The organism is Massilia sp. FBCC-B171 (assembly GCF_059134155.1).
The window spans coordinates 4,023,126-4,042,223 of sequence record NZ_CP101443.1 but is presented as its reverse complement, the minus strand read 5'-3'; the positions used below and the strand labels follow the sequence as shown (position 1 = coordinate 4,042,223).

The following is a 19,098-nucleotide window of genomic DNA, read 5'->3' as shown; positions in this document are numbered from 1 at the left end:
TCTGGGCCTACAAGAGCCTCGTGGACACCCGGCTGGGATAGGCCCCGGATGGCGTTTTCATAGGAGGGGCGCATCCCGCAAGTGAATACCCGCCCCGGCAGGGCCGCTGAGTCATTAACTGTTGGAAAAAACATACATTCTGTGCGGAAAATGTGGCGTAAACGCCATGTTAGGATCACTCCCTAGCCGCGTACGCAGGGTCGTGATCGCCTGCGCCGCACGTATTTTGCCTGTGATCTGCCGACATAAAGCGATGCCATGCACAGTAAAGAACTGACGAAGCCCGACGGACGAAGCATGACCCTGTACAGCAACCGGCCCATCCCCAACGCCGATGGAATCGTTGCGCCCAGCCCGTTCCCTGACCCGATGAATGCCAATCCCCACCTGCGCTGGCATCCGCTGCGCGGCGAATGGGTGACCTATGCCGGGTTCCGCCAGAACCGCACCTTCCTGCCGCCGCCCGAGTACAACCCGCTGGCGGTGACCCGCGACCCAGCGAACCCGACCGAGCTGCCGCAGGGCGACTACGAAATCGCCGTGTTCGATAACCGTTTCCCTTCGCTGGCCCTCGAATCGCACGATCCGCCGCACCTGACGGTGCCGACGGCGCCCGCCAACGGCCACTGCGAGGTAGTGGTGTTCACCCAGGACCCGACCACGGCGCTGGTGCATTTGCCGCTCTCGCGCATCGAACTGTTGCTGCAGGTCTGGGGCGAACGCACGCGCCGCATCGGTGCCAATCCGCAGATCGAATACGTGCTGCCTTTTGAAAACCGCGGCGCCGAAGTGGGCGTGACGCTGCACCATCCGCACGGCCAGATCTATGCCTATCCCTTCGTGCCGCAGGTGCCGGCGCGCATGCTGGCCCAGGAGAGCGAGTATTTCCTGCAGCATGGCAGCAACCTGCTGTGCGACATGGCCAAGAACGAAGCGGCCGATGGGCGCCGCGTGCTGTTCCAGGACGAGCATGCGATCGCTTTCGTTCCGGCCTGCGCGCGCTATCCCTACGAGGTCTGGGTGCTGCCCACCGCGCCCTGCCAGGATTTCGCATCGCTGTCCGAAGTGCAGCGCGCCAGCCTGGCACGCTGCCTGAAGACCGTGCTGCTCAAGTACGAGACCATGTGGAACCGGCCTTTCCCTTACCTGATGGCCTGGTACCAGGCGCCGACCGACGGCATGGCGCATCCTGAAACCCAGCTGCACGCGCAGTTCTATCCGCCTTACCGTTCGCGCGACCGCCTGAAATACCTGGCCGGCACCGAGCTTGGCGCCGGCATGTTCGCGATGGACGTGCTGCCCGAGAATACGGCGGCCGAACTGCAGGCGGTCAGCGTTTCGCTGGAGGGCGCATGAACGATACGACGCGCGCCGCCGAGGTGGCGGCCAAGCTGGGATTGCTGCGCGAATTCCTCGAGGCGACGGGCGCGGCGGCGATCTGCCTGCGCGGCATCGACTGGTTTGCCTGGGCCACGGCCGGCGGCTCGAGCGCGGTGCTGCACACGGCGGAGCTGGGCGTGGCCGAAGTGCTGGTGACGCGCGACGAAGCCGTCATCCTGACCGACGAGATCGAAGCGGCGCGCCTGCGCGAGGAAGAGGTGCCCACGGGCTTCACCTTCCACGTCACGCCCTGGGCACAGGTCGAACTGCGCGCACGCTATGTACTGGGCGTGGCCGGCGATGGGCTGGTGCTGTCGGACCGCCCGCACGGCAACGAGCAGCCGCTGCCGAACGCCTTGCGCCAGCGGCGCCTGGTGCTGACCGGGTCCGAGCAGGAGCGCTACCGCCTGCTGGGACGCCAGGCTGCCGAAGCGATGAGCGAAACCATGCGCGCCGCGCGTCCCGACTGGACCGAGTACGAGCTGGCCGGTGCCGGCGCCGCGGCGCTGTGGCGGCGCGGCATCCATCCGGCCCTGCTGCTGGCCGCCGGCGAACGGCGCTTGCCGGCCTACCGCCATCCGACGCCCTCGCATGAACCGATCGGATCGCGCGCGATGCTGGTGTTCTGCGCGCGGCGGCATGGCCTGTATGCGAACCTGACCCGCTTCGTGAGCTTTGGCCCGGCACCGCAGGACCAGCAGGCGCTGATGGAAGTCGAGGCCACTGGCCTGGCCACTGTCATGCCCGGCAAATCGCTGTCGGCCGTGTACCACGCCTTTGCCGCGGCCTACAACCATGCCGACCGCCAGCAGGCGATCAACGAACACCACCAGGGCGGCATCACCGGCTACCTGGCGCGCGAGATCGTCGCCACCGCCAGCACCGCGACCGAACTGGAAGAGGGCATGGCCTTCGCATTCAACCCCAGCTTTGCAGGCCTGAAGATCGAAGACACCTTCCTCCTCGGGCCGCAGGGACTGGACAACCTGACCCTGGATCCGCAGTGGCCCGCCGTAACCGTGCATGGCCGCCAGCGTCCCCTCTGGCTGGAGACTAACTGATGGTGACGACCGAATCCTTCTTCGGCGGTTCGCCCGAGGTCAACGCATCCGCACCCGGACGCGTGAACCTGCTGGGCGAACATACGGACTATAACGACGGCTACATGCTGCCGGTGGCCACGCCCCAGCGCACGACGGTGGCGCTTGCCGCCAGCAACGACGGCCACTTCCATTTTTATTCGAGCACGCTCGACGCGAACGTCACGTTCGCACCCGACGCCAGCGCGCCGTCCGGCTTCGGCAGCTATATCGAAGGCTGCATCCGCCTGGTCGAAGCCGAAGGCGTGGTCGTGCCGCCGCTGCGGGTCTGGGTCTCGACGGACGTGCCGGTCGGTTCCGGTTTGTCCTCGAGCGCCGCACTGGAAGTGGCGACGCTGCGCGCGCTACGCCAGCTGCTCGGTTTCGAGCTCGATGACGTCAAGCTGGCGCGCATCGCCCAGCGCGCCGAGATCGAATACGCACGCGTCAACTGCGGCATCATGGACCAGATGGCCTCGAGCCTGGCCGACGAATCGCACATGCTGTTCATCGATGCGCGCACGCTGGAACACCGGCTCGCGCCTCTGCCGCAAGGCGTCGAGATCATCGTGATCGATTCGGGCATTGCGCGCAAACTGGCCGGCAGCAAGTACAACGAACGGCGCGCCGAATGCGAGGAAGCCTCGCGCAAGCTCGGCGTAACGGCCCTGCGCGACGTCGCCGACCCGCAAGCGGTGGAAAGCCTGCCCGAACCGCTGCGCCGCCGTGCGCGCCACGTGGTGCAGGAAAACCTGCGCGTGCTGGAAGCGGCGGCCGGCGTGTCGGCCGAGCGCTTCGGCGAACTGATGAACGCATCGCATGTCAGCCTGCGCGACGATTACGAAGTGTCGATCCCCGAGCTCGACGAACTGTGCGAGCTGCTGCGCGCCCAGGAGGGCGTGGTCGGCGCGCGCCTGACCGGCGCCGGCTTTGGCGGCGCCTGCGTGGCGCTGTGCAAGACGGGTCATGCGCAACGGGCGGCCGAAGCCGCCCTCAACGAATACAACAGGAACGGACGTCAGGGCAGCCTCCTGATCCCGGTCCCGGCTGAACGAAAGGATCACAATGAGTCAGTTTGAATACCCACGTCCCCAACTGGTACGCGACAACTGGATTAACCTCAACGGCAAGTGGCGCTTCTGTTTCGACGACGAGATGGCCTGCAAGCTGCCGGGCGAACTGCCCGGCTGGACCCACGAAATCGAGGTGCCGTTCGCGCCCGAAACCAAGATGTCGGGCATCGGCGACACCGGTTTCCACCGCTTCTGCTGGTACGAGCGCGAGTTTACCGTGATGCCGACCGATGGCCGTACCATCCTGCACTTCGGCGCGGTCGACTATTTCGCGCGGGTCTGGGTCAATGGCCAGCTGGTGGCCGAGCACGAGGGCGGCCACACGCCGTTCTCGGCTGACATCACGACGGCCATGAATGCCGACGGCAAGCAAACCGTCACCGTCTTCGTCGAGGACGATCCGGCCGACCTGGCCAAGCCGCGCGGCAAGCAGGACTGGCTGCTCGAACCGCATTCGATCTGGTACCCGCGCACCACCGGCATCTGGCAGACCGTCTGGGTCGAGCAGGTCGAAAAGACCTTCATCGCCAAGCTGAAGTGGACGCCGATCTTCGAGACCTTCGAAATCGGCTGCGAAGTCTTCGCCGGCGGCGAGATCCGCGACGACATGTTTATAGAGGTCAAAATCTGGCATGGCGAACACCTGCTGGCCGACGACCATTACAAGCTGCTGGGCGGCGAAGCAAACCGCAAGATCGCGCTGTCCGACCCGGGCATCGATGACTCGCGCAATGAATTGCTGTGGAGCCCGGAACGCCCGACCCTGCTCGACGCCGAGGTGACGCTGCGCTGCGGCGACCGCGTGGTCGACCGCATCCGGTCCTATACGGCGCTGCGCTCGTTCGCGATCAACCGCGACCGATTGATGTTGAATGGAAGGCCATACCAGCTGCGCCTGGTGCTCGACCAGGGCTACTGGCCGGAATCCTTCCTCACCGGCCCGTCCGACGAGCACCTGCGGCGCGACGTGGAACTGGCCAAGGCGATGGGCTTCAACGGCGTCCGCAAGCACCAGAAGATCGAAGACCCGCGCTACCTGTACTGGGCCGATAAACTGGGCTTGCTGGTATGGGAAGAGATGCCCTCGGCCTATCGCTTCAGCCCGAAGGCGATCACGCGCATGGTGCGCGAGTGGACCGAGGCGATCGACCGCGATTACAGCCACCCTTGCATCATCGTCTGGGTCGCGTTCAACGAATCCTGGGGCGTGCCGAACCTGACGCTGACGCAGGCACATCGCAATGCCGTCGAGGCGCTGTACCACCTGACGCGCACGCTCGATGCGACGCGCCCGGTGATCGGCAACGATGGCTGGGAAGCCTCGGCCACCGACATCCTCGGCATCCACGATTACGACTGCGATCCGGAAAAGGTCAAGGGACGCTATGAAGTGAGCGACCCGGTACGCACCCTGTTCGATCAACGCCGTCCGGGCGGCCGCATCCTGACGCTGGACGGCTTCCCGCACCGCGGCCAGCCGATCGTGCTGACGGAATTCGGCGGCATCGCCTTCGACACCCGCGGCACGCCGGAAGAGGGCACCTGGGGCTATTCGCGCTCGACCACGGCCGACGGTTTCCATAACCTCTACCGCGGGCTGCTGAAGGTGGTCAACGAGACCTTCATGTTCTCGGGCTTCTGTTACACGCAGTTCGCCGATACCTTCCAGGAAGCGAATGGTTTGCTCAATGCAGACCGCACGCCCAAGCTGCCGCTCGAAGTGATTTCGGCCGCGACGCGCAATGCGCAGCTGAACCCGGTGAAAGCCGGGGGCGGCGTGGACCTCGATCCGTCCTGAGCTGCAGTCGGAAAAAATTGCATCGCGGGCGCCCACCGGCGCCCGCGATGCGCTAGCATGGCAGTGTATCGAACGCCCGTTTTGGCAGGTCAATGAAGGACAGTATGAATGCGGCTGCCTGGCCAGGTACCGTCGCTTCTGCCGGTAGTGCCGGCCAGCATGTGAACGCGTGAGCACATGGGAACATCTGCGCCGCCTCGCTTGCCTGCCCTGCTTGCCGCGTTCGCGCGCGCCCAGCTAAAACGGCACGCGCCGAAATGCCTGCCCGCCGCGCTTGCGGCGTTCGTGTTGACGCTTACCACCACCATCACCGCTACCGCCGGTCCGCTCGCCTCGGGCGAGTACGCGGCCGCGCATCATTTGCCCGGCCCGGCACCGGTGGCCGCGCGCCACCACGGCGGACTCTATCGCATCAGCGGCAAGGGCCGCGTCGCCTACCTGTTCGGCACCGTCCACGTGGGCGAGCGCTCCTTCTATCCGATGGCTCCCGAGGCCGAGCGCGTGCTGGGCAGCGCCGATCACGTCGTGGTCGAGCTCGATACCCGGGCCTCCAAGGACTTCGTGCGCGCGCTCGACCGGCACGGCCGCTACGCGCCCGGCGACGGGATTGCCCGCCACGTTTCGCCCGACACGCTGGCACGCCTGCGCGCCGCCTTGCATCTGGAAGGCGTCAGCCTGGCCAGCATGGCGCACCTGAAACCCTGGCTGATCGCCAACCTGCTGCTCGGCATGTCCCTGGAACGTCAAGGCTACCGCCGCAGCGACGGCGTCGAAAATGCCCTGCTGGACGAGGCGCGGCGGCGCGGCGCGCGCGTGGCGCAGTTGGAAAGCGCCGAGTTCCAGCTGGGCCTGTTCGACAGCATGAACACGATCGAATCCGAACGCTATCTGCGTGAAACCCTCGATGGCCTGCTCGACGGCAGCCTGGTCAAGCGGGCGCAGCGTGCGATCGAAGCCTGGCGCTCGGGCGACGTTGCCGCACTCGACGCCGTGCTGCACGAGGCCACCGCCGGCGCCTCGGAAACGGCCGACTTCACGCGCCGCAAGCTGCTCGGCCGGCGCAACCCGGACATGGCGGCGCAGATCGACCAATTGATGGCCGAGGGCGGCGTCCTGTTCGTCGGCGTCGGCTTGCTGCACCTGCTCGGCGACAATGGCTTGCCGCAGTTGCTGGCGCAGCGCGGTTACCTGGTCGAGCGCGTGTATTGACAGCGCTGTACCCAGCCGGCCTGACGACTTGATTGGATACGCCAGGTCCCCGTCCGCACCGCGCACGGGGCCGGCTGCCGGTGTGGTCAGCGCTGGATGGCGCCGCCGGTGATGTTCACGCGGTCGCCACTGCGAAAGTCGGGCGTGGTTTCCTGGGTGATGACCTGGGTGCTGCCGTCGTCCATGCGCAGGGTGACGCGGTAGACGCGGTCGGACGTCTCCGAGCTGCCGGCGGTGCCGCTGCTGCCCACTGCCGCGCCGGCCACCGTGCCGGCGCCGCCGATGCCGCTGCTGGTACGCGGCACCAGCTCGATCGAGACGACCGTGCTGTTCGGGCTCGCGCTCGACGCGGTGGCGGCGCCGGCGCCGGAAGCGCCTTGTGTAGCAGTGCCGCTGGCGGTGTCGGACACGGTGCCGGCCGAGCTGCCCGTGGCGGCGCTGTCGGACGTGGTGCTGCTCGAGGTGGTGCCGGCCGACGAGGCCCCCGACTGGTCGTAGCCGGTGCTGCCGGTGGTGCCGCTCGTACCCGAGGTGCCCGAGGTGCCGGAGCTGCCCGAGGTGCCCGAGCTGGTGCCCGTGCCCGTGGAGCCGGCTTCGCTGCCCGTTGGGCTGCCGGACGAGGTTCCGCTTGAGCTTCCCTGCGAACTGCTGCCGCTGGCGCCGCTGCTGCTGCCCGTATCGCCCGCATCGCCGCCGCGCATGGATTTACAGCCCGACAAGGCGAGCGCCATGGCCAGCAAGCCCGCCAGGACCACGCTCTGATGTTGTTGTTTCATGATCGATCCTCCGTTGATTTTGTCAGTGGGTGTGCGTGACGGTGAGGTCTGCCACTGTGGTAAGAGGCGCAAACGGGCACGACGTTCCAGCTGACTCGGGTGCAGCATGAGCCAGATCAAGCTGAGGTGTTTCAGAGAAATGGGCAGCGAGCCGGATTCAGCGGCGCTGGAGTGCCGCCTTCGGCAGGACCAGCCAGAGGATCGCGCAGACGACCATGGCCGCGATGCAGTCGACCATCCAGTCGCGCACGTCGGCGCCGCGGTAGGGGAAGAAGCTCTGGACCGATTCGTCGATCGCGCCCATGACCGCGATGGCAAGCACGGTCGCCAGGGTCCGGCTCGCTGCACTGCCGCGGCTGCCGGTGAACCACAGGAAGGCCAGCACCGCATACGCACTCGAATGCAATACCACGCCGGGAGCGTAGTCGCCGATATTGGCGCGCGCGCCGGGAATCGAGCCGCCGATCAGGATCGAGATGAAGAGGAGGACCGCTGCCGCGTGGCGCAGCTTGTTCAGGCGTGGGTCGAGCAGGGGGAAGTACAGGAAATGCGGCATGGCTGACGAGCTGGAAAAAACGGCAACCATACCACGGCGCGCGGCCGTGCGCTTGCACGGCGGGACTTCGGAACCAGCCTCAGATGGTGAGCGCCGGGGCGCCGTCGGCGTAGCGCGCGTCGAAACAGCTCTCGCATTCGGCGCAGAACAAATGGGCCATGCGCACCGAGGTCTGGCGCAGCACGAGTTTCAGGTTGCGCTGCTGGCACTTCGGACAAACTTCGCGCACGTTGCCGAAGGTGAGGAGGGTCAGCGTGGTCTGCTCGCCCTCGAGGTGATCGACCACGACCAGTGGATTGAGTTCGCTGAGGACGAGGCAATCGACGTCGTCGTGCTGGCGTCGACTGGCGGATACGTGTTCGGCGTGCTTTTCAGAGGATTGAACATTCATCGGTCTGGCTCCCTTGTCTGGTTATAACAGCCTCCGCCTTGGGATCATGTTGGCAACCCCGCTTGCGTGCACCGCGCGACGGCGCAGGAACTTCATCATAGTCAAAAGAACACAAGCTTCAAGGCCGGTCTTCACATTTATGCAATGCGGGTCATCTTGAAAAGTTATTGAACAAAGCCTGAATAAAAAAATGCCCACCAGAGATTGATGGGCACAACCCAAGATCGGGCCAAGAGACCTTTGTTCGGTGGGTGTGTAGCGCGTTTGCGCTACACACCTGTCTGCAGTCAGGCATATCGGTTGCGTGTACTGCAGATGAACCCAGTATAGGAGTCGTTTGTTACTTGAGTATGACCTAGCGCAAGCATTCGACCTCTGCGGCGAACGATTGACCTGCCAGATAATCTACTCAGTTGGAAGAGCTCGCGTAACGCCGGGCAAAAAAAAGCCCGCTTCATGAGCGGGCTTAAAACTATTTTCTTGGAGGAGAATAGTGGAGACAGGTGCATTATGTTGCGCCGCGATATATTTGTCTAATTGCAAATTCTGATACCAGACATACGTTCCGTGAATATTGCTGAGTTCGTTGCCGCGCGCTGCACCTGCCTTCGCTATTCGCGCACCGGTACCGTGTAGTTCAGCGGCATGCGGCCGCCATCGGCATACAGGGTCTGTCCTGTCATGTACGAAGCGTCGTCGCTGGCCAGGAAAGCGGCAATCGAGGCCACCTCTTCGGGCTCGCCGCAACGTCCCAGGGGCGTACGCGACAGGATCGTATGGCGCGCTTCCGGGCTCGACAGCACAGCCTGTTTCGCCAGTTCCGTCAGGATCGTGCCGGGGCCGATGGCATTCACCCGGATGCCGTGCTGGGCAAGGCCGATGGCCGCCACGCGCGTGAGCTGGTTGACGCCGCCTTTCGAGATCACATACGGCACCTGGTTCGGGATCACGAGTTCGGCATTCACGCTCGACATGTTGATGATGCAGCCGCTCTGGCGCTTGACCATGTCGCGCGCGGCCGCCTGGCTGCACAGGAACATCGATTTCAAATTAACGCGCATGACGCGGTCGAAATCTTCCTCGCGCAGGTCGAGGAAATCGGCTGCGTGCGTCACGCCGGCGTTGTTGATCAGGATGTCGACCCGGCCAAAGGCGGCGAAGGTCGCGGCGAAGAGGGCGTCGACGTCGGATTTCTGGCTGACGTCGGCGACGAAATAGCGGGCGGCATCGCCCAGCGCGGCGGCGGCGTCCGCCACTTCCGGACGCACGTCGGCCAGCATCACGCGTGCGCCTTCGCGCACCAGGCGCTGGGCGCAGGCCAGGCCGATGCCCTGGCTGGCACCGGTGACGAGGGCGATTTTTTCGGCGAGTTTCATGGGGCGCTTTCAGGGAGTTCGGTTGCCGACATTGTAGCGGCAGGTCCGAACTCCGGGAAAGCAGCCCCTCAGGTGCTTACAGCATTATCGGGCTGTCGGGAAGCTCGTTCGGCCGCGCGCCCTTGGCGGGGAAGTGCTCGCGCAGCAGCGCGTTGACCTGCTCGATCGCTGCCAGCGTGGCGCCATGGAAGTCGCCGCGCTTGAACCCTTCGGTCATCGTGCGGCACACGGCCTGCCAGGTTGCCTCGTCGATCTTGCGGTCGATGCCGCGGTCGGCCACGATGTCGACCTTGTGTTCGGCCAGGTTCACGTAAATGAGCACGCCGCAATTGTCCTCGGTATCCCAGACGCCGTAGTCGGCGAACAGGGCCAGGGCGCGCTGGCGGTTGGTGATGCCGTCCCAAACTTCGTCAGTCGGCAAGGACTTTTCGACGATGAAGCGCACCTCGCCGCGGTGGGTCTGTTCGCCGGCCGCGATGGCCTGCTGGGCAGCGCTCAAGGTGCTTTCAGGGAAGGCGCGCTGGGCGTCTGCACGGCTGGAGCCCCAGTGGCGCAGCACGCGTTTGAAGCGCTGGCCGAACGATTCGTGGGTCATGTGATCTGCCATTACCAGTCTCCCGAGGCGCCGCCGCCGTCAAAGCTGCCGCCGCCGCCGCCGAAACCGCCGCCGCCGCCGAAGCCACCGCCGCCGCTAAAGCCGCCGAAGCCGCCACCACCGCCACGTCCGGCGTTGCTGAGGATACTGCCGAGCACGAATCCGGTGGCGCCGCTGCCCCAGCCGCCGCGCGACAGGCGCGAGCGGCGTGGCTTGAACATCGAGCGCACCAGCATGAAACCAATTACCAACATCAAGATACCAAACATACCGATCCCGCCTCCTTGTCCTTCTGAACCCGCGTTTGCCGGTGTTACCTGCTGCGCCGGCTCGGGAAACGGTTCCTGGTTCAACAGGGTGGAAATCGCGCCCACACCTGCGACCAGGCCCTCGTAGTAATGGTTCTGGCGAAAATGCGGTGCGATGACGTCCTGCAGCACGCGCTTCGATTGCGCATCCGTCAGCACGCCTTGCACGCCGCGCCCGGCTTCGATACGCAGGCGGCGCAGCGCACTCGGGTTGTCGCGCGCGACGATCAGCAGCACGCCGTCGTCCACGCCCTTGCGCCCGAGTTTCCAGGCGTCGGCCACGCGGATGCCGAACTGCTCGATCGCTTCCGGCTCGGTCGACTTGACCAGCAGCACGGCGATCTGGTTACCGCTTTTCGCCTCGTGCTCGGCCAGGATCGCTTCCAGGCGCTGGCGCTGGGTCGCGTCGAGCATGCCGGCCGTGTCGGTGACGCGCGCGGTGAGCGCAGGCACGGGTTTCAGCTGGGCTTGCGCCGGTGCGGCCAAGGCAAACGCCAGCACCAGCAGCCACAGGGTACGCAGCAGCGCCATCGTTATTTGCCGAAGTTGACCGTCGGCGCGGTCGAGATCGCTTTTTCATTCTCGACCGTGAACGATGGACGCGCTTCATAGCCGAAGATCATCGCCGTCAGGTTGGTCGGGAATTTGCGCACGGTGACGTTGTAGTCCTGCACCGAAGCGATGTAGCGCTGGCGCGCGACGGTGATGCGGTTCTCGGTCCCTTCGAGCTGCGATTGCAGGTCGCGGAAGCTGGTGTCGGCCTTGAGGTTCGGATAGGCCTCGGACACGGCCATCAGGCGCGACAGCGCGCTGGAAAGTTCGCCCTGCACCTGCTGGAACTTCGCAAACGCTTCCGGATTGTTCAGTACTTCCGGCGTGATCTGGAAGCTGGTGGCGGCGGCGCGTGCGCGGGTGACGGCTTCGAGGGTCTCGCGTTCGTGCGAGGCATAGCCCTTGACCGTGTTGACCAGGTTCGGAATCAGGTCGGCGCGGCGCTGGTACTGGTTGACCACTTCACCCCAGGCGGCCTTGGTGGCTTCGTCCTTGGTCTGGAAATCGTTGTAGCCGCAGCCCGAAAGCAGCGAGCCTGCCAGTGTTGCCACCGCCAGCAGGCGAGTCCAGCGCGAGAATACGGAAAGCGTCATGATGTCCTGTCCATTGCGAGTTGTCGAATAGTCAAAAATATACATTAGTCAGTCAATTCCGGTCGCACGCTCCGGGCCGCAGCGAGGGGCCGTGCCCGGCGGCGCGTACAATACCGGGTTTGCAAAGACACCATACAAGGGGCCCAACGTGAATTTCATCGACAAACTCTCCGCGGCCTGGACCCGCAACGATTCGCTGCTGTGCGTCGGACTCGATCCCGACCTGGCGCGCCTGCCTGCGCAGCTGCAAGGAAAACCGGACGCAATTGTCCAGTTCTGCAAGGCCATCATCGACGCCACGGCCGACCTGGCCTGCGCCTTCAAGCCGCAGATCGCCTATTTCGCCGCGCTCGGCGCCGAAGACCAGCTCGAGCAGATCTGCCGCTACCTGCGCGAGACTTATCCGCAGATCCCATTGATTTTGGATGCCAAGCGCGGCGACATCGGCGCCACCGCCCACCAGTACGCGCGCGAAGCCTTCGAGCGCTACGGCGCGGATGCGGTGACGGTCAGTCCCTACATGGGGTCGGATTCGGTCGAGCCGTATTTCGGCTGGCCCGACCGCGGCGTGATCGTGCTGTGCCGCACCTCGAACGCGGGCGGCTCGGACCTGCAATTCCTCGACGTGGGCGGTGTGCCGCTGTACCAGCACGTGGCGCGCATGGTCGCCGAAAAATGGAACCGCAACGGGCAGTGCGCGCTGGTGGTGGGCGCGACCTATCCGGAAGAACTGGCGCAGGTCAGGGCGATTGTCGGCGACATGCCCTTGTTGGTGCCGGGGATCGGCGCACAAGGGGGCGACGTGGAAGCGACCGTGCGCGCGGGACGCACGGCTGGCGGGGTGGGGATGATGATCAGTTCCTCGCGCGCGATTTTGTATGCGGCGCCGGAAGCAGGGGAAGATTTCGCGGCGGCCGCGCGACGGGTGGCGCGCGAGACGCGGGATGAGATCAACCGGTATCGGGGGTAAGGTGACGTTATCGGCGCGTTCAAACGAAACCGGATTTCGTTTGAACTCGCCCGATAACGCTGCTCGTAGGGTGGGCACTTGTGCCCACGCGGATTCAACCTACCGATAACGCATCAGGCAACAGCCCCACAAGCCTCAATACCTGCTCGGCGCAATCGCCTCCACATACTCATACAAGACGCCCAGAATCTCCTCGGCCCTTTCATCCGCCGTCTCCGACAGCGCATCGATCTCGCCAAACAACTGATCCACCGTCCTCGCCCCACCGGCCCCGTCGAACAGGCGCGCCGCACGGTGCTCTTCCCAGGCTTCCATTTCCGCTTCGCTTAGCGTCTCCGGGAAATTGCGGGCGCGGTAGCGTCGCAGCAGTTCGGCCAGGCGCTCGTCCTCGAACGAAGGCCGCACCAATGCCAGCTGGGCCGGCGTCTGCATGCGCAGCGATTCCAGCTTGCGGCGGTCGTTGTTGGAGACAAAGCCGCCATACAAATCCTCGTCGACATCGGTGTCGTTCGATGCCGCCGGCTTCTGGTAGACCTGCGCCCACACCGCCGCCATGTCGGGACCATTTGCCGCCAGCTGGGCGTGCGCGCGTCCCTGCTCGAGGTCGATGCCCCAGCGGGTCGCCATCGCGCTGCTGAGCGTCTTCAAGTTCCCGACCAGCATCGGCGACTTGTTCAGGTGCACGCTCTTGATCGGCAGGCGCGTCACGCCTTCCGGCAGGTCGGCCGTGCGGGTGAACAGGCGCTGCCGGATCGTCTCGACGTCCAGTCCGAACAGTTCCGACGGATCGTGACGGCAATCCCAGACCAGGATTTCGTTCTTGTTGCTCGGATGCTGGGCCAGCGGCCAGACCAGGCCGAGACACCCTTGCTCGGCCGGGAACATGCCCGACACGTGCAGGAAGGGCTGGCGCGACCCGCGCTCGAGGTGCAGGCCCATTTCGCTGGCAACCTTGTCCTTGCGCCGCAGCTCGAGGCAGAAGTCGAACAGGCGCGGCTGCTTGTCGCGAATGAGGCGGGCCAGCGCAATGGTTGCGCGCACGTCGGAGAGCGCATCGTGCGCCGACTCGTGCGACAGGCCGTTGGCGCGGGTCAGGTCTTCCAGGCGGAAGCTCGGGCGCCCATCGGGATGGGTCGGCCATTGAATGCCATCCGGACGCAGCGCATACGTCATGCGCACGACGTCGAGCAAATCCCAGCGGCCGCAATTGTGCTGCCACTCGCGCGCATACGGGTCGAGCAGGTTACGCCAGAACAAAAAGCGCGTGACTTCGTCGTCGAAGCGGATCGTGTTGTAGCCGACGCCCACCGTGCCAGGTTCGGCAAATGCGGCCTCGATCTGGCGCGCGAATTCGTGCTCGGGCACGCCCAGTTCCAGGCATTGCTGCGGCGTGATGCCGGTGATCAGGCAGGATTGCGGATCGGGCAAATAGTCGTTGGCCGGCTGGCAGAACAGCATCAGCGGCTCGCCGATCTCGTTCAGGTCGGCATCGGTGCGGATCGCGGCGAACTGCGCCGGACGATCGCGGCGCGGCTGGGCGCCGAAGGTTTCGTAGTCGTGCCAGAGGAAAGTGTGTGTGCTCATCGTTTTATTGTGGGTGCCGGTCGTGACCATCAAGCGTGGCACGGATTGTCGATGCGTGGTCGCGTTCCGTCAATCAAACGCTCACACAGTTGCGGCCGGCGTCCTTGGCGCGATAGAGGGCGGCATCGGCCGCTTCGATCAGGCTCATCTCGTCGCCTTCCGGATCCAGCACGGCCACGCCGAAGCAGGCCGTCAGGTGCGGCATCGGCACGCGCATGTCGGGGAAGAGCACCACTTCGCGCATTTGCTGGCACAGGCGGTCGGCCACCATGCGGGCCAGCTCGGCAGTCGTTTCCGGCAGCACGGCCATGAGTTCCTCGCCGCCATAGCGCACCGCAAAGTCGGACGGGCGCAAGCCGTCGCGGATGACGTTGGCCGCGGCGCACAGGGCCGCGTCGCCGACCAGGTGGCCGTGGGTATCGTTGAATTTTTTAAAGTTGTCGAGGTCGACCATCAGCAGCGCGAGCGGGCTGCCCTGGGTGCGCGCACGGCCCACCAGCTTGGGCAGCATGTCGGCCAGCCAGGTGCGGTTGTAGAGGCCGGTCAGCGTGTCGTTCAGCGACAGCTGGCGGTAGAACTCGCCAAGCTTCTGGCGCCGGCGCAGCAGGGCATTGGCGGCGCGGATGCGGAAGGACATCAGGCGCAGCAGGTTGCGCGCCACCGCGTTCGAGTCGTCGATCAGTTCCCAGGCCAGCTTCGATTCGATCACCAGCAATTGCGTTTCCTCGACCGCATGCACGGCGTCCAGGTTGGCGGCGTCGTCCAGCACCGATTGCTCGCCCACGCTTTCGCCCGGCATGATGCGGTTCACGTTGCCGTCGGCGCTGCCCGTATGACCATCGGTTTCCACTTCCAGCATGCCGGACAGCACGATGTACAGGCGCGCGCGCACCGCATCCTCGATCGGTTCGCCTTCGGCCAGCTGCACCACGTCGCAATCGGCCAGCGCCACGGCGGCGGCTAGCGTGTCGGCGCCGCGAAACAGCTCCAGGCTCTCGACCGAGTAGCCGGAATCCCGAAATGGTCCGATAAGTTTCAAACTTTCCTCCGCGTGGTAGCTGGGCTGGCTGCAATGAATGAATGCATGATAAACCATTGGCCGCTTGGTTCCCGCTGGCGTTTCCGAAACAGGAGTGTTTCAATACCGCCCATGACCGCCTCCATTGCCCCCCTTATCGACGCCCTCGGCACCGCGCATGCGCCGGCGCCCGGCGCGCGCATCGTCTCGCTGGTTCCCTCGATTACCGAATTGCTGTGCGACCTGGGTCTCGCGGCCCGGATTGTCGGACGCACCGGCTTTTGCATCCACCCCGCCGAAACGGTCGCCGCGATCCCGAAGGTGGGCGGCACCAAGGACGTGAACATCGAGAAGATCCGCGCGCTCGCGCCGACCCATGTGATCGTCAACATCGACGAGAACGAAAAGCCGACCTTCGACGTGCTGGCCGAATTCGTGCCGCACATGGTCGTGACCCATCCGCTGGCGCCGCGCGACAACCTGGCGCTGGCGCGGCTCATCGGCGGTATCTTCGGGGCAGAAGAGGCAGCCGAAGCCTGGTGCGCCGCCTTCGAGGCCGAGTACGCGGCTTTGAAAGCGGCGCCTGCCGGGCCGGCGCGCACCGTGCTGTACTGCATCTGGCAGGACCCGTGGATGAGCGTGTCCGGCGACACCTATATTGCGCGCATGTTGGGCGAACTCGGCTGGCGCGTGCCGGACCTGCCGGATGCGAGCCGCTATCCGCGTTTCGCCTGGTCGAACGAACTCGTGGCCGGACTCGATGCGGTGCTGCTCTCGACCGAACCCTACCGTTTTACCGAGGCGCATGCGGACGCACTCGAAAAGCAGCTCGGCATTCCGGTGTTCCTGGTCGATGGGGAAATGATGTCCTGGTATGGCAGCCGGGCGCTGCCGGGACTGCGCTATCTGCGCTGCTTGCGCGCGATGCTGGAAGGGGAGCAGGCGTAAAAAAGCGCGGCCAGGGCCGCGCTTGTTCTTTCCAGCGCCGTTCTTACACGCCGCTGGTGAGGTTCTTTTCCTGCTCAGGCAGGAGCTCGTCTTCGGTATCGATGATGTCGAGCGGCAGCGGTTCGCGGCGGCCCTTGTCGGCCAGGCGGCCCAGGGCGCTGTCGAGGGCGCGCTTGAGCTTGTTACCGGCATTGGTAATGGCCTGGTGCAGGTTAACCGCGTGTTCGGTGACGACCACCGGTGCGTAACCGGCAACGTGGGCTTCCATCATGCACTTGTTGCCGCCGTCGAGTTGCTTCTGGCTGTTTTCATCGCTCAGGTGCACGTCGATGCGGGTGATTTGCTCGCCGAAACGACCAATGGAATTCTCCACAACGGATGCGACGTGCTCATCCAGACCTTGGTGTTTTTCGATGGTACGGTCAGTATTGACATTGATTTGCATAAAGATGGCTCCCTTATCAAAGATCTTGAAGCCGATCTTACACTTTTTGCTATTTTTACCGCGTCCCGTACGCTATTTGGGTAATCCGTCTTCCTTGTGATGAGGAAAGCGATCCATTTTCGACAGCACCGGGAACAGCACTGCCCACAGTCCCGTGACGACCAGGGTTGCCGCGCCGCCCAGCAGGATTGCGCGCGTCAGGCCGAACCAGCCGGCGGTGACGCCCGATTCGAATTCGCCCAGTTCGTTCGAGGCCCCGATGAAGACCGAATTGACTGCGCTGACGCGGCCGCGGATCTCGTCGGGCGTTTCGTACTGCACCAGCAGGTGGCGCACGTAGACGCTGACCATGTCGCCGGCGCCCAGCACGAACAGGGCTACCAGGGCGACCGTGAAATTGCTGGTCCAGCCAAGGGTGAGCGTGGCCAGGCCAAACAGGGCGACCCCGCCGAACATCCAGGCACCCACATGGCGACGGATCGGCACGAAGGCGAGCAGGATCGAGCACAGCGCCGCGCCCGCGCCGGGCGCCGTGCGCAGCCAGCCGAGCGCGGTGGGCCCCGCATGCAGCACGTCGTGCGCATAGGCGGGCAGGAGCGCCGTGGCGCCGCCGAACAGCACCGCGAACAGGTCGAGCGAAATGGCGCCCAGCACGATCGGGCGCGACCTCACGAAGCGCAGGCCTTCCAGCAAGGTATGCCAGCTGACGGGCGCCGTGCTGCGCACCTGCGGCGCGCTTGTGGTCGAGGCCATCAGCAAGGTCGCGATCAGGAGCAGGCCGGCCGAGACCATGTACACGACGGTCGGGCCGAACACATACAGCAGGCCGCCCAGCACCGGGCCGGCGATCACCGCGACGTGGAAAGTGGAAGAGGCCAGCGCGACGGCCTGGCCGAAATCTTTATCAGGCACCAGATTGCGCAGCACCGCCTGCGAGGCCGGCATCATGAAGGCGCGCGCGCTGCCGAACAGCACCAGCACCGCGAACACCGGCCAGACGACCCGGCTGCCGCTGGCGGTAAACGCGAGCAGCAGGCCGCTCACCAACAGCTGGGTCAGCATGCACAGCACGATGATCTTGCGCCTGTCGTAGCGGTCGGCGACGTGGCCGGCCCACAGGATCAGAATCAGGAAGGGCGCGAACTGGGCCAGCCCGATCAGGCCGAGGTCGAACAGGCTGCCGGTGATTTGATACACCTGCCAGCCGACCGCGACGCTTTGCATCTGGACGGCCAGGGTGCCGAGGAAGCGGGCCGAGAGGTAGAAGGAGAGGTTACGGTTGCGCAGGACGGCCAGGCCGCCGGACGGGGAAAGCAGGGACATGAAAGGGGAACTTTACTCGCGCGAAGTTGCCAATTGTGCCCGGTTTTACCTGCTGTTGCTGAGCCCCGTCCACTTTACAAGCGCGTCATTCCGACGCCAGGTCCGCCTCGGTTGTAAACGCATCGGCAAAAAACTCATCCGCCGGCAAGCCGCACTGCGCGGTGTACTCATTGCGCGCCGCTTCGACCATCACCGGCGCGCCGCAGGCATACACCTGGTAGCCAGAGAGGTCCGGAATATCCTGCATGACGGCCGCGTGCACGAAGCCAGTGCGGCCCGTCCAGTTATCTTCCGGCAGCGCATCCGAAATCACCGGCACGTAGGCGAAGTCCGGCATGGTCGTGGTCCAGGCCTGGCACAGTTCGTCCATGTACAGGTCTTGCGGACGGCGTCCGCCCCAATACAGGCGCACCGGACGGGTCGACTTCAGGTGCATCAGGTGCTCAACCAGCGCCTTGACCGGCGCGAAACCGGTGCCCGAGGCCAGCAGCACGATCGGTTTATCCGATTCCTCGCGCAGGAAGAAGGTGCCGAGCGGCCCCTCGAAGCGCAGGATGTCGCGTTCCTTCATGGCGCCGAAGACGTGGTCGGTGAACAGGCCGCCGGCCAGGTGCCGGATGTGCAGTTCGAGCGGACGCTCCAGGGTCGGCGCGCAGGCCAGGCTGTAGGCGCGGCGCTTGCCGTCTTTCAGCATGAATTCGACATACTGGCCGGCGCGGTAGGCCAGCGCCTCGTTGGCCGGCAGCTGCAGCGTGATGATGGCGACGTCGGGCGCGGCGCGCGTGATTGATTGCACGCGGCTGGGCATCTTGCGGATCGGGTAATCGCTGCTGCCGCCAATTTCCCGCGCCTCGATCACGATGTCGCCTTCGGGCAGGGCGCAGCAGAACAGCGACATGCCGCCCAGCTTTTCTTGCTCGGTCAGGGCGCGCGCCTGGTGCGGCTTGTGTGCGACCGCACCTTCGAGAACCTTGCCCTTGCACGAACCGCAGGCGCCGTTCTTGCAGCCATACGGCAGGCCGACGCCGGCGCGGATCGCGGCCGCCAGCACGGTTTCGTCGTCCTCGCATGCAAATTGGGTGCCGCTGGGCTGGACAGTGATCTGGAACGTCATACAATCCTCA

Annotated in this window: 20 protein-coding genes; 8 read left to right on the top strand and 12 right to left on the bottom strand. The window is 65.1% G+C overall.

Going from position 1 to position 19,098, the window contains the following annotated elements; all coding sequences use genetic code 11:
- Positions 1-297: 297 nt before the first annotated feature.
- From galT to NMB41_RS18315, 5 genes are all read left to right on the top strand, one after another.
- Positions 298-1,356 (top strand): galactose-1-phosphate uridylyltransferase, encoded by a 1,059-nt coding sequence (galT, locus tag NMB41_RS18335; protein ID WP_494379235.1) that lies wholly within the window; start codon positions 298-300, stop codon positions 1,354-1,356.
- Positions 1,353-2,441 (top strand): M24 family metallopeptidase, encoded by a 1,089-nt coding sequence (locus NMB41_RS18330; RefSeq protein WP_494379234.1) that lies wholly within the window; start codon positions 1,353-1,355, stop codon positions 2,439-2,441. The genes galT and NMB41_RS18330 overlap by 4 nt, the downstream gene beginning before the upstream one ends.
- On the top strand, positions 2,441-3,538 hold the full coding sequence (gene galK / locus NMB41_RS18325; RefSeq protein ID WP_494379233.1) for a galactokinase: 1,098 nt from the start codon (positions 2,441-2,443) through the stop codon (positions 3,536-3,538). The genes NMB41_RS18330 and galK overlap by 1 nt, the downstream gene beginning before the upstream one ends.
- Positions 3,525-5,330 carry a glycoside hydrolase family 2 protein gene (locus NMB41_RS18320; RefSeq protein ID WP_494379232.1) on the top strand — a complete coding sequence of 602 codons (1,806 nt, stop codon included), beginning with the start codon at positions 3,525-3,527 and terminating at the stop codon, positions 5,328-5,330. The genes galK and NMB41_RS18320 overlap by 14 nt, the downstream gene beginning before the upstream one ends.
- A gap of 201 nt (positions 5,331-5,531) precedes the next feature.
- Positions 5,532-6,539 carry a TraB/GumN family protein gene (locus NMB41_RS18315; RefSeq protein ID WP_494379231.1) on the top strand — a complete coding sequence of 336 codons (1,008 nt, stop codon included), beginning with the start codon at positions 5,532-5,534 and terminating at the stop codon, positions 6,537-6,539.
- 86 nt (positions 6,540-6,625) lie between these two features.
- On the opposite strand, the gene NMB41_RS18310 is transcribed toward NMB41_RS18315, so the two are convergent.
- From NMB41_RS18310 to NMB41_RS18280, 7 genes are all read right to left on the bottom strand, one after another.
- Positions 6,626-7,315 carry a hypothetical protein gene (locus NMB41_RS18310; RefSeq protein WP_494379230.1) on the bottom strand — a complete coding sequence of 230 codons (690 nt, stop codon included), beginning with the start codon at positions 7,313-7,315 and terminating at the stop codon, positions 6,626-6,628.
- A gap of 157 nt (positions 7,316-7,472) precedes the next feature.
- Positions 7,473-7,871 carry a VanZ family protein gene (locus tag NMB41_RS18305; RefSeq protein WP_494379229.1) on the bottom strand — a complete coding sequence of 133 codons (399 nt, stop codon included), beginning with the start codon at positions 7,869-7,871 and terminating at the stop codon, positions 7,473-7,475.
- 79 nt (positions 7,872-7,950) lie between these two features.
- A complete protein-coding gene (locus NMB41_RS18300; protein ID WP_494379228.1) occupies positions 7,951-8,262 on the bottom strand; it encodes a hypothetical protein in 312 nt (103 codons plus the stop codon).
- A 611-nt stretch (positions 8,263-8,873) separates the two neighbouring features.
- A complete protein-coding gene (locus NMB41_RS18295; protein ID WP_494379227.1) occupies positions 8,874-9,638 on the bottom strand; it encodes an SDR family NAD(P)-dependent oxidoreductase in 765 nt (254 codons plus the stop codon).
- Positions 9,639-9,714: 76 nt separating this feature from the next.
- Positions 9,715-10,245: a TPM domain-containing protein gene (locus tag NMB41_RS18290; protein WP_494379226.1), complete on the bottom strand. Its 531-nt coding sequence runs from the start codon at positions 10,243-10,245 to the stop codon at positions 9,715-9,717.
- Positions 10,245-11,072, bottom strand: coding sequence for a TPM domain-containing protein (locus NMB41_RS18285; protein WP_494379225.1), 828 nt, complete (start codon positions 11,070-11,072; stop codon positions 10,245-10,247). Before NMB41_RS18285 ends, NMB41_RS18290 begins: the two co-directional genes overlap by 1 nt.
- Positions 11,073-11,074: 2 nt before the next feature.
- Positions 11,075-11,686 carry a LemA family protein gene (locus NMB41_RS18280; protein ID WP_494379224.1) on the bottom strand — a complete coding sequence of 204 codons (612 nt, stop codon included), beginning with the start codon at positions 11,684-11,686 and terminating at the stop codon, positions 11,075-11,077.
- Between the two features lie 148 nt (positions 11,687-11,834).
- Between NMB41_RS18280 and pyrF the strand changes: the two genes are divergently transcribed.
- Entirely contained in the window at positions 11,835-12,656 is an 822-nt protein-coding gene (gene pyrF / locus NMB41_RS18275) for an orotidine-5'-phosphate decarboxylase (RefSeq protein WP_494379223.1), read from the top strand.
- Between the two features lie 135 nt (positions 12,657-12,791).
- On the opposite strand, the gene sbcB is transcribed toward pyrF, so the two are convergent.
- Entirely contained in the window at positions 12,792-14,240 is a 1,449-nt protein-coding gene (gene sbcB / locus NMB41_RS18270; RefSeq protein ID WP_494379222.1) for an exodeoxyribonuclease I, read from the bottom strand.
- 73 nt (positions 14,241-14,313) lie between these two features.
- Positions 14,314-15,279 carry a GGDEF domain-containing protein gene (locus NMB41_RS18265; RefSeq protein ID WP_494379221.1) on the bottom strand — a complete coding sequence of 322 codons (966 nt, stop codon included), beginning with the start codon at positions 15,277-15,279 and terminating at the stop codon, positions 14,314-14,316.
- 111 nt (positions 15,280-15,390) lie between these two features.
- On the opposite strand from NMB41_RS18265, the gene NMB41_RS18260 reads away from it, so the two are divergent.
- The gene (locus NMB41_RS18260; protein WP_494379220.1) at positions 15,391-16,206 is read left to right on the top strand and encodes a helical backbone metal receptor; all 816 of its coding nucleotides are present in this window, start codon (positions 15,391-15,393) and stop codon (positions 16,204-16,206) included.
- Positions 16,207-16,249: 43 nt separating this feature from the next.
- Here the strand turns inward: NMB41_RS18260 and NMB41_RS18255 are convergent, their stop codons facing one another.
- On the bottom strand, positions 16,250-16,579 hold the full coding sequence (locus tag NMB41_RS18255) for an HPF/RaiA family ribosome-associated protein (protein ID WP_494379219.1): 330 nt from the start codon (positions 16,577-16,579) through the stop codon (positions 16,250-16,252).
- A gap of 12 nt (positions 16,580-16,591) precedes the next feature.
- On the opposite strand from NMB41_RS18255, the gene NMB41_RS18250 reads away from it, so the two are divergent.
- Positions 16,592-16,735: a hypothetical protein gene (locus tag NMB41_RS18250; protein ID WP_494379218.1), complete on the top strand. Its 144-nt coding sequence runs from the start codon at positions 16,592-16,594 to the stop codon at positions 16,733-16,735.
- Here NMB41_RS18250 and NMB41_RS18245 read toward each other — a convergent pair.
- Together NMB41_RS18245 and NMB41_RS18240 are read right to left on the bottom strand one after the other, a co-directional pair.
- Positions 16,724-17,974: an MFS transporter gene (locus tag NMB41_RS18245; RefSeq protein ID WP_494379217.1), complete on the bottom strand. Its 1,251-nt coding sequence runs from the start codon at positions 17,972-17,974 to the stop codon at positions 16,724-16,726. The two genes, NMB41_RS18250 and NMB41_RS18245, sit on opposite strands and share 12 nt — an antisense overlap.
- 85 nt (positions 17,975-18,059) lie before the next feature.
- Positions 18,060-19,088: a CDP-6-deoxy-delta-3,4-glucoseen reductase gene (locus tag NMB41_RS18240; RefSeq protein ID WP_494379216.1), complete on the bottom strand. Its 1,029-nt coding sequence runs from the start codon at positions 19,086-19,088 to the stop codon at positions 18,060-18,062.
- Positions 19,089-19,098: the final 10 nt, after the last annotated feature.

Bases quoted from the DNA above. Each gene is read 5' to 3' on its own strand.
- NMB41_RS18295 (WP_494379227.1), bottom strand. From the start codon at position 9,638: ATGAAACTCGCCGAAAAAATCGCCCTCGTCACCGGTGCCAGCCAGGGC.
- sbcB (WP_494379222.1), bottom strand. From the start codon at position 14,240: ATGAGCACACACACTTTCCTCTGGCACGACTACGAAACCTTCGGCGCC.
- NMB41_RS18305 (WP_494379229.1), bottom strand. From the start codon at position 7,871: ATGCCGCATTTCCTGTACTTCCCCCTGCTCGACCCACGCCTGAACAAG.
- NMB41_RS18285 (WP_494379225.1), bottom strand. From the start codon at position 11,072: ATGGCGCTGCTGCGTACCCTGTGGCTGCTGGTGCTGGCGTTTGCCTTG.
- NMB41_RS18245 (WP_494379217.1), bottom strand. From the start codon at position 17,974: ATGTCCCTGCTTTCCCCGTCCGGCGGCCTGGCCGTCCTGCGCAACCGT.
- NMB41_RS18240 (WP_494379216.1), bottom strand. From the start codon at position 19,088: ATGACGTTCCAGATCACTGTCCAGCCCAGCGGCACCCAATTTGCATGC.
- galT (WP_494379235.1), top strand. From the start codon at position 298: ATGACCCTGTACAGCAACCGGCCCATCCCCAACGCCGATGGAATCGTT.
- NMB41_RS18280 (WP_494379224.1), bottom strand. From the start codon at position 11,686: ATGACGCTTTCCGTATTCTCGCGCTGGACTCGCCTGCTGGCGGTGGCA.
- NMB41_RS18300 (WP_494379228.1), bottom strand. From the start codon at position 8,262: ATGAATGTTCAATCCTCTGAAAAGCACGCCGAACACGTATCCGCCAGT.
- NMB41_RS18260 (WP_494379220.1), top strand. From the start codon at position 15,391: ATGACCGCCTCCATTGCCCCCCTTATCGACGCCCTCGGCACCGCGCAT.
- NMB41_RS18330 (WP_494379234.1), top strand. From the start codon at position 1,353: ATGAACGATACGACGCGCGCCGCCGAGGTGGCGGCCAAGCTGGGATTG.
- galK (WP_494379233.1), top strand. From the start codon at position 2,441: ATGGTGACGACCGAATCCTTCTTCGGCGGTTCGCCCGAGGTCAACGCA.
- NMB41_RS18310 (WP_494379230.1), bottom strand. From the start codon at position 7,315: ATGAAACAACAACATCAGAGCGTGGTCCTGGCGGGCTTGCTGGCCATG.
- NMB41_RS18320 (WP_494379232.1), top strand. From the start codon at position 3,525: ATGAGTCAGTTTGAATACCCACGTCCCCAACTGGTACGCGACAACTGG.
- NMB41_RS18290 (WP_494379226.1), bottom strand. From the start codon at position 10,245: ATGGCAGATCACATGACCCACGAATCGTTCGGCCAGCGCTTCAAACGC.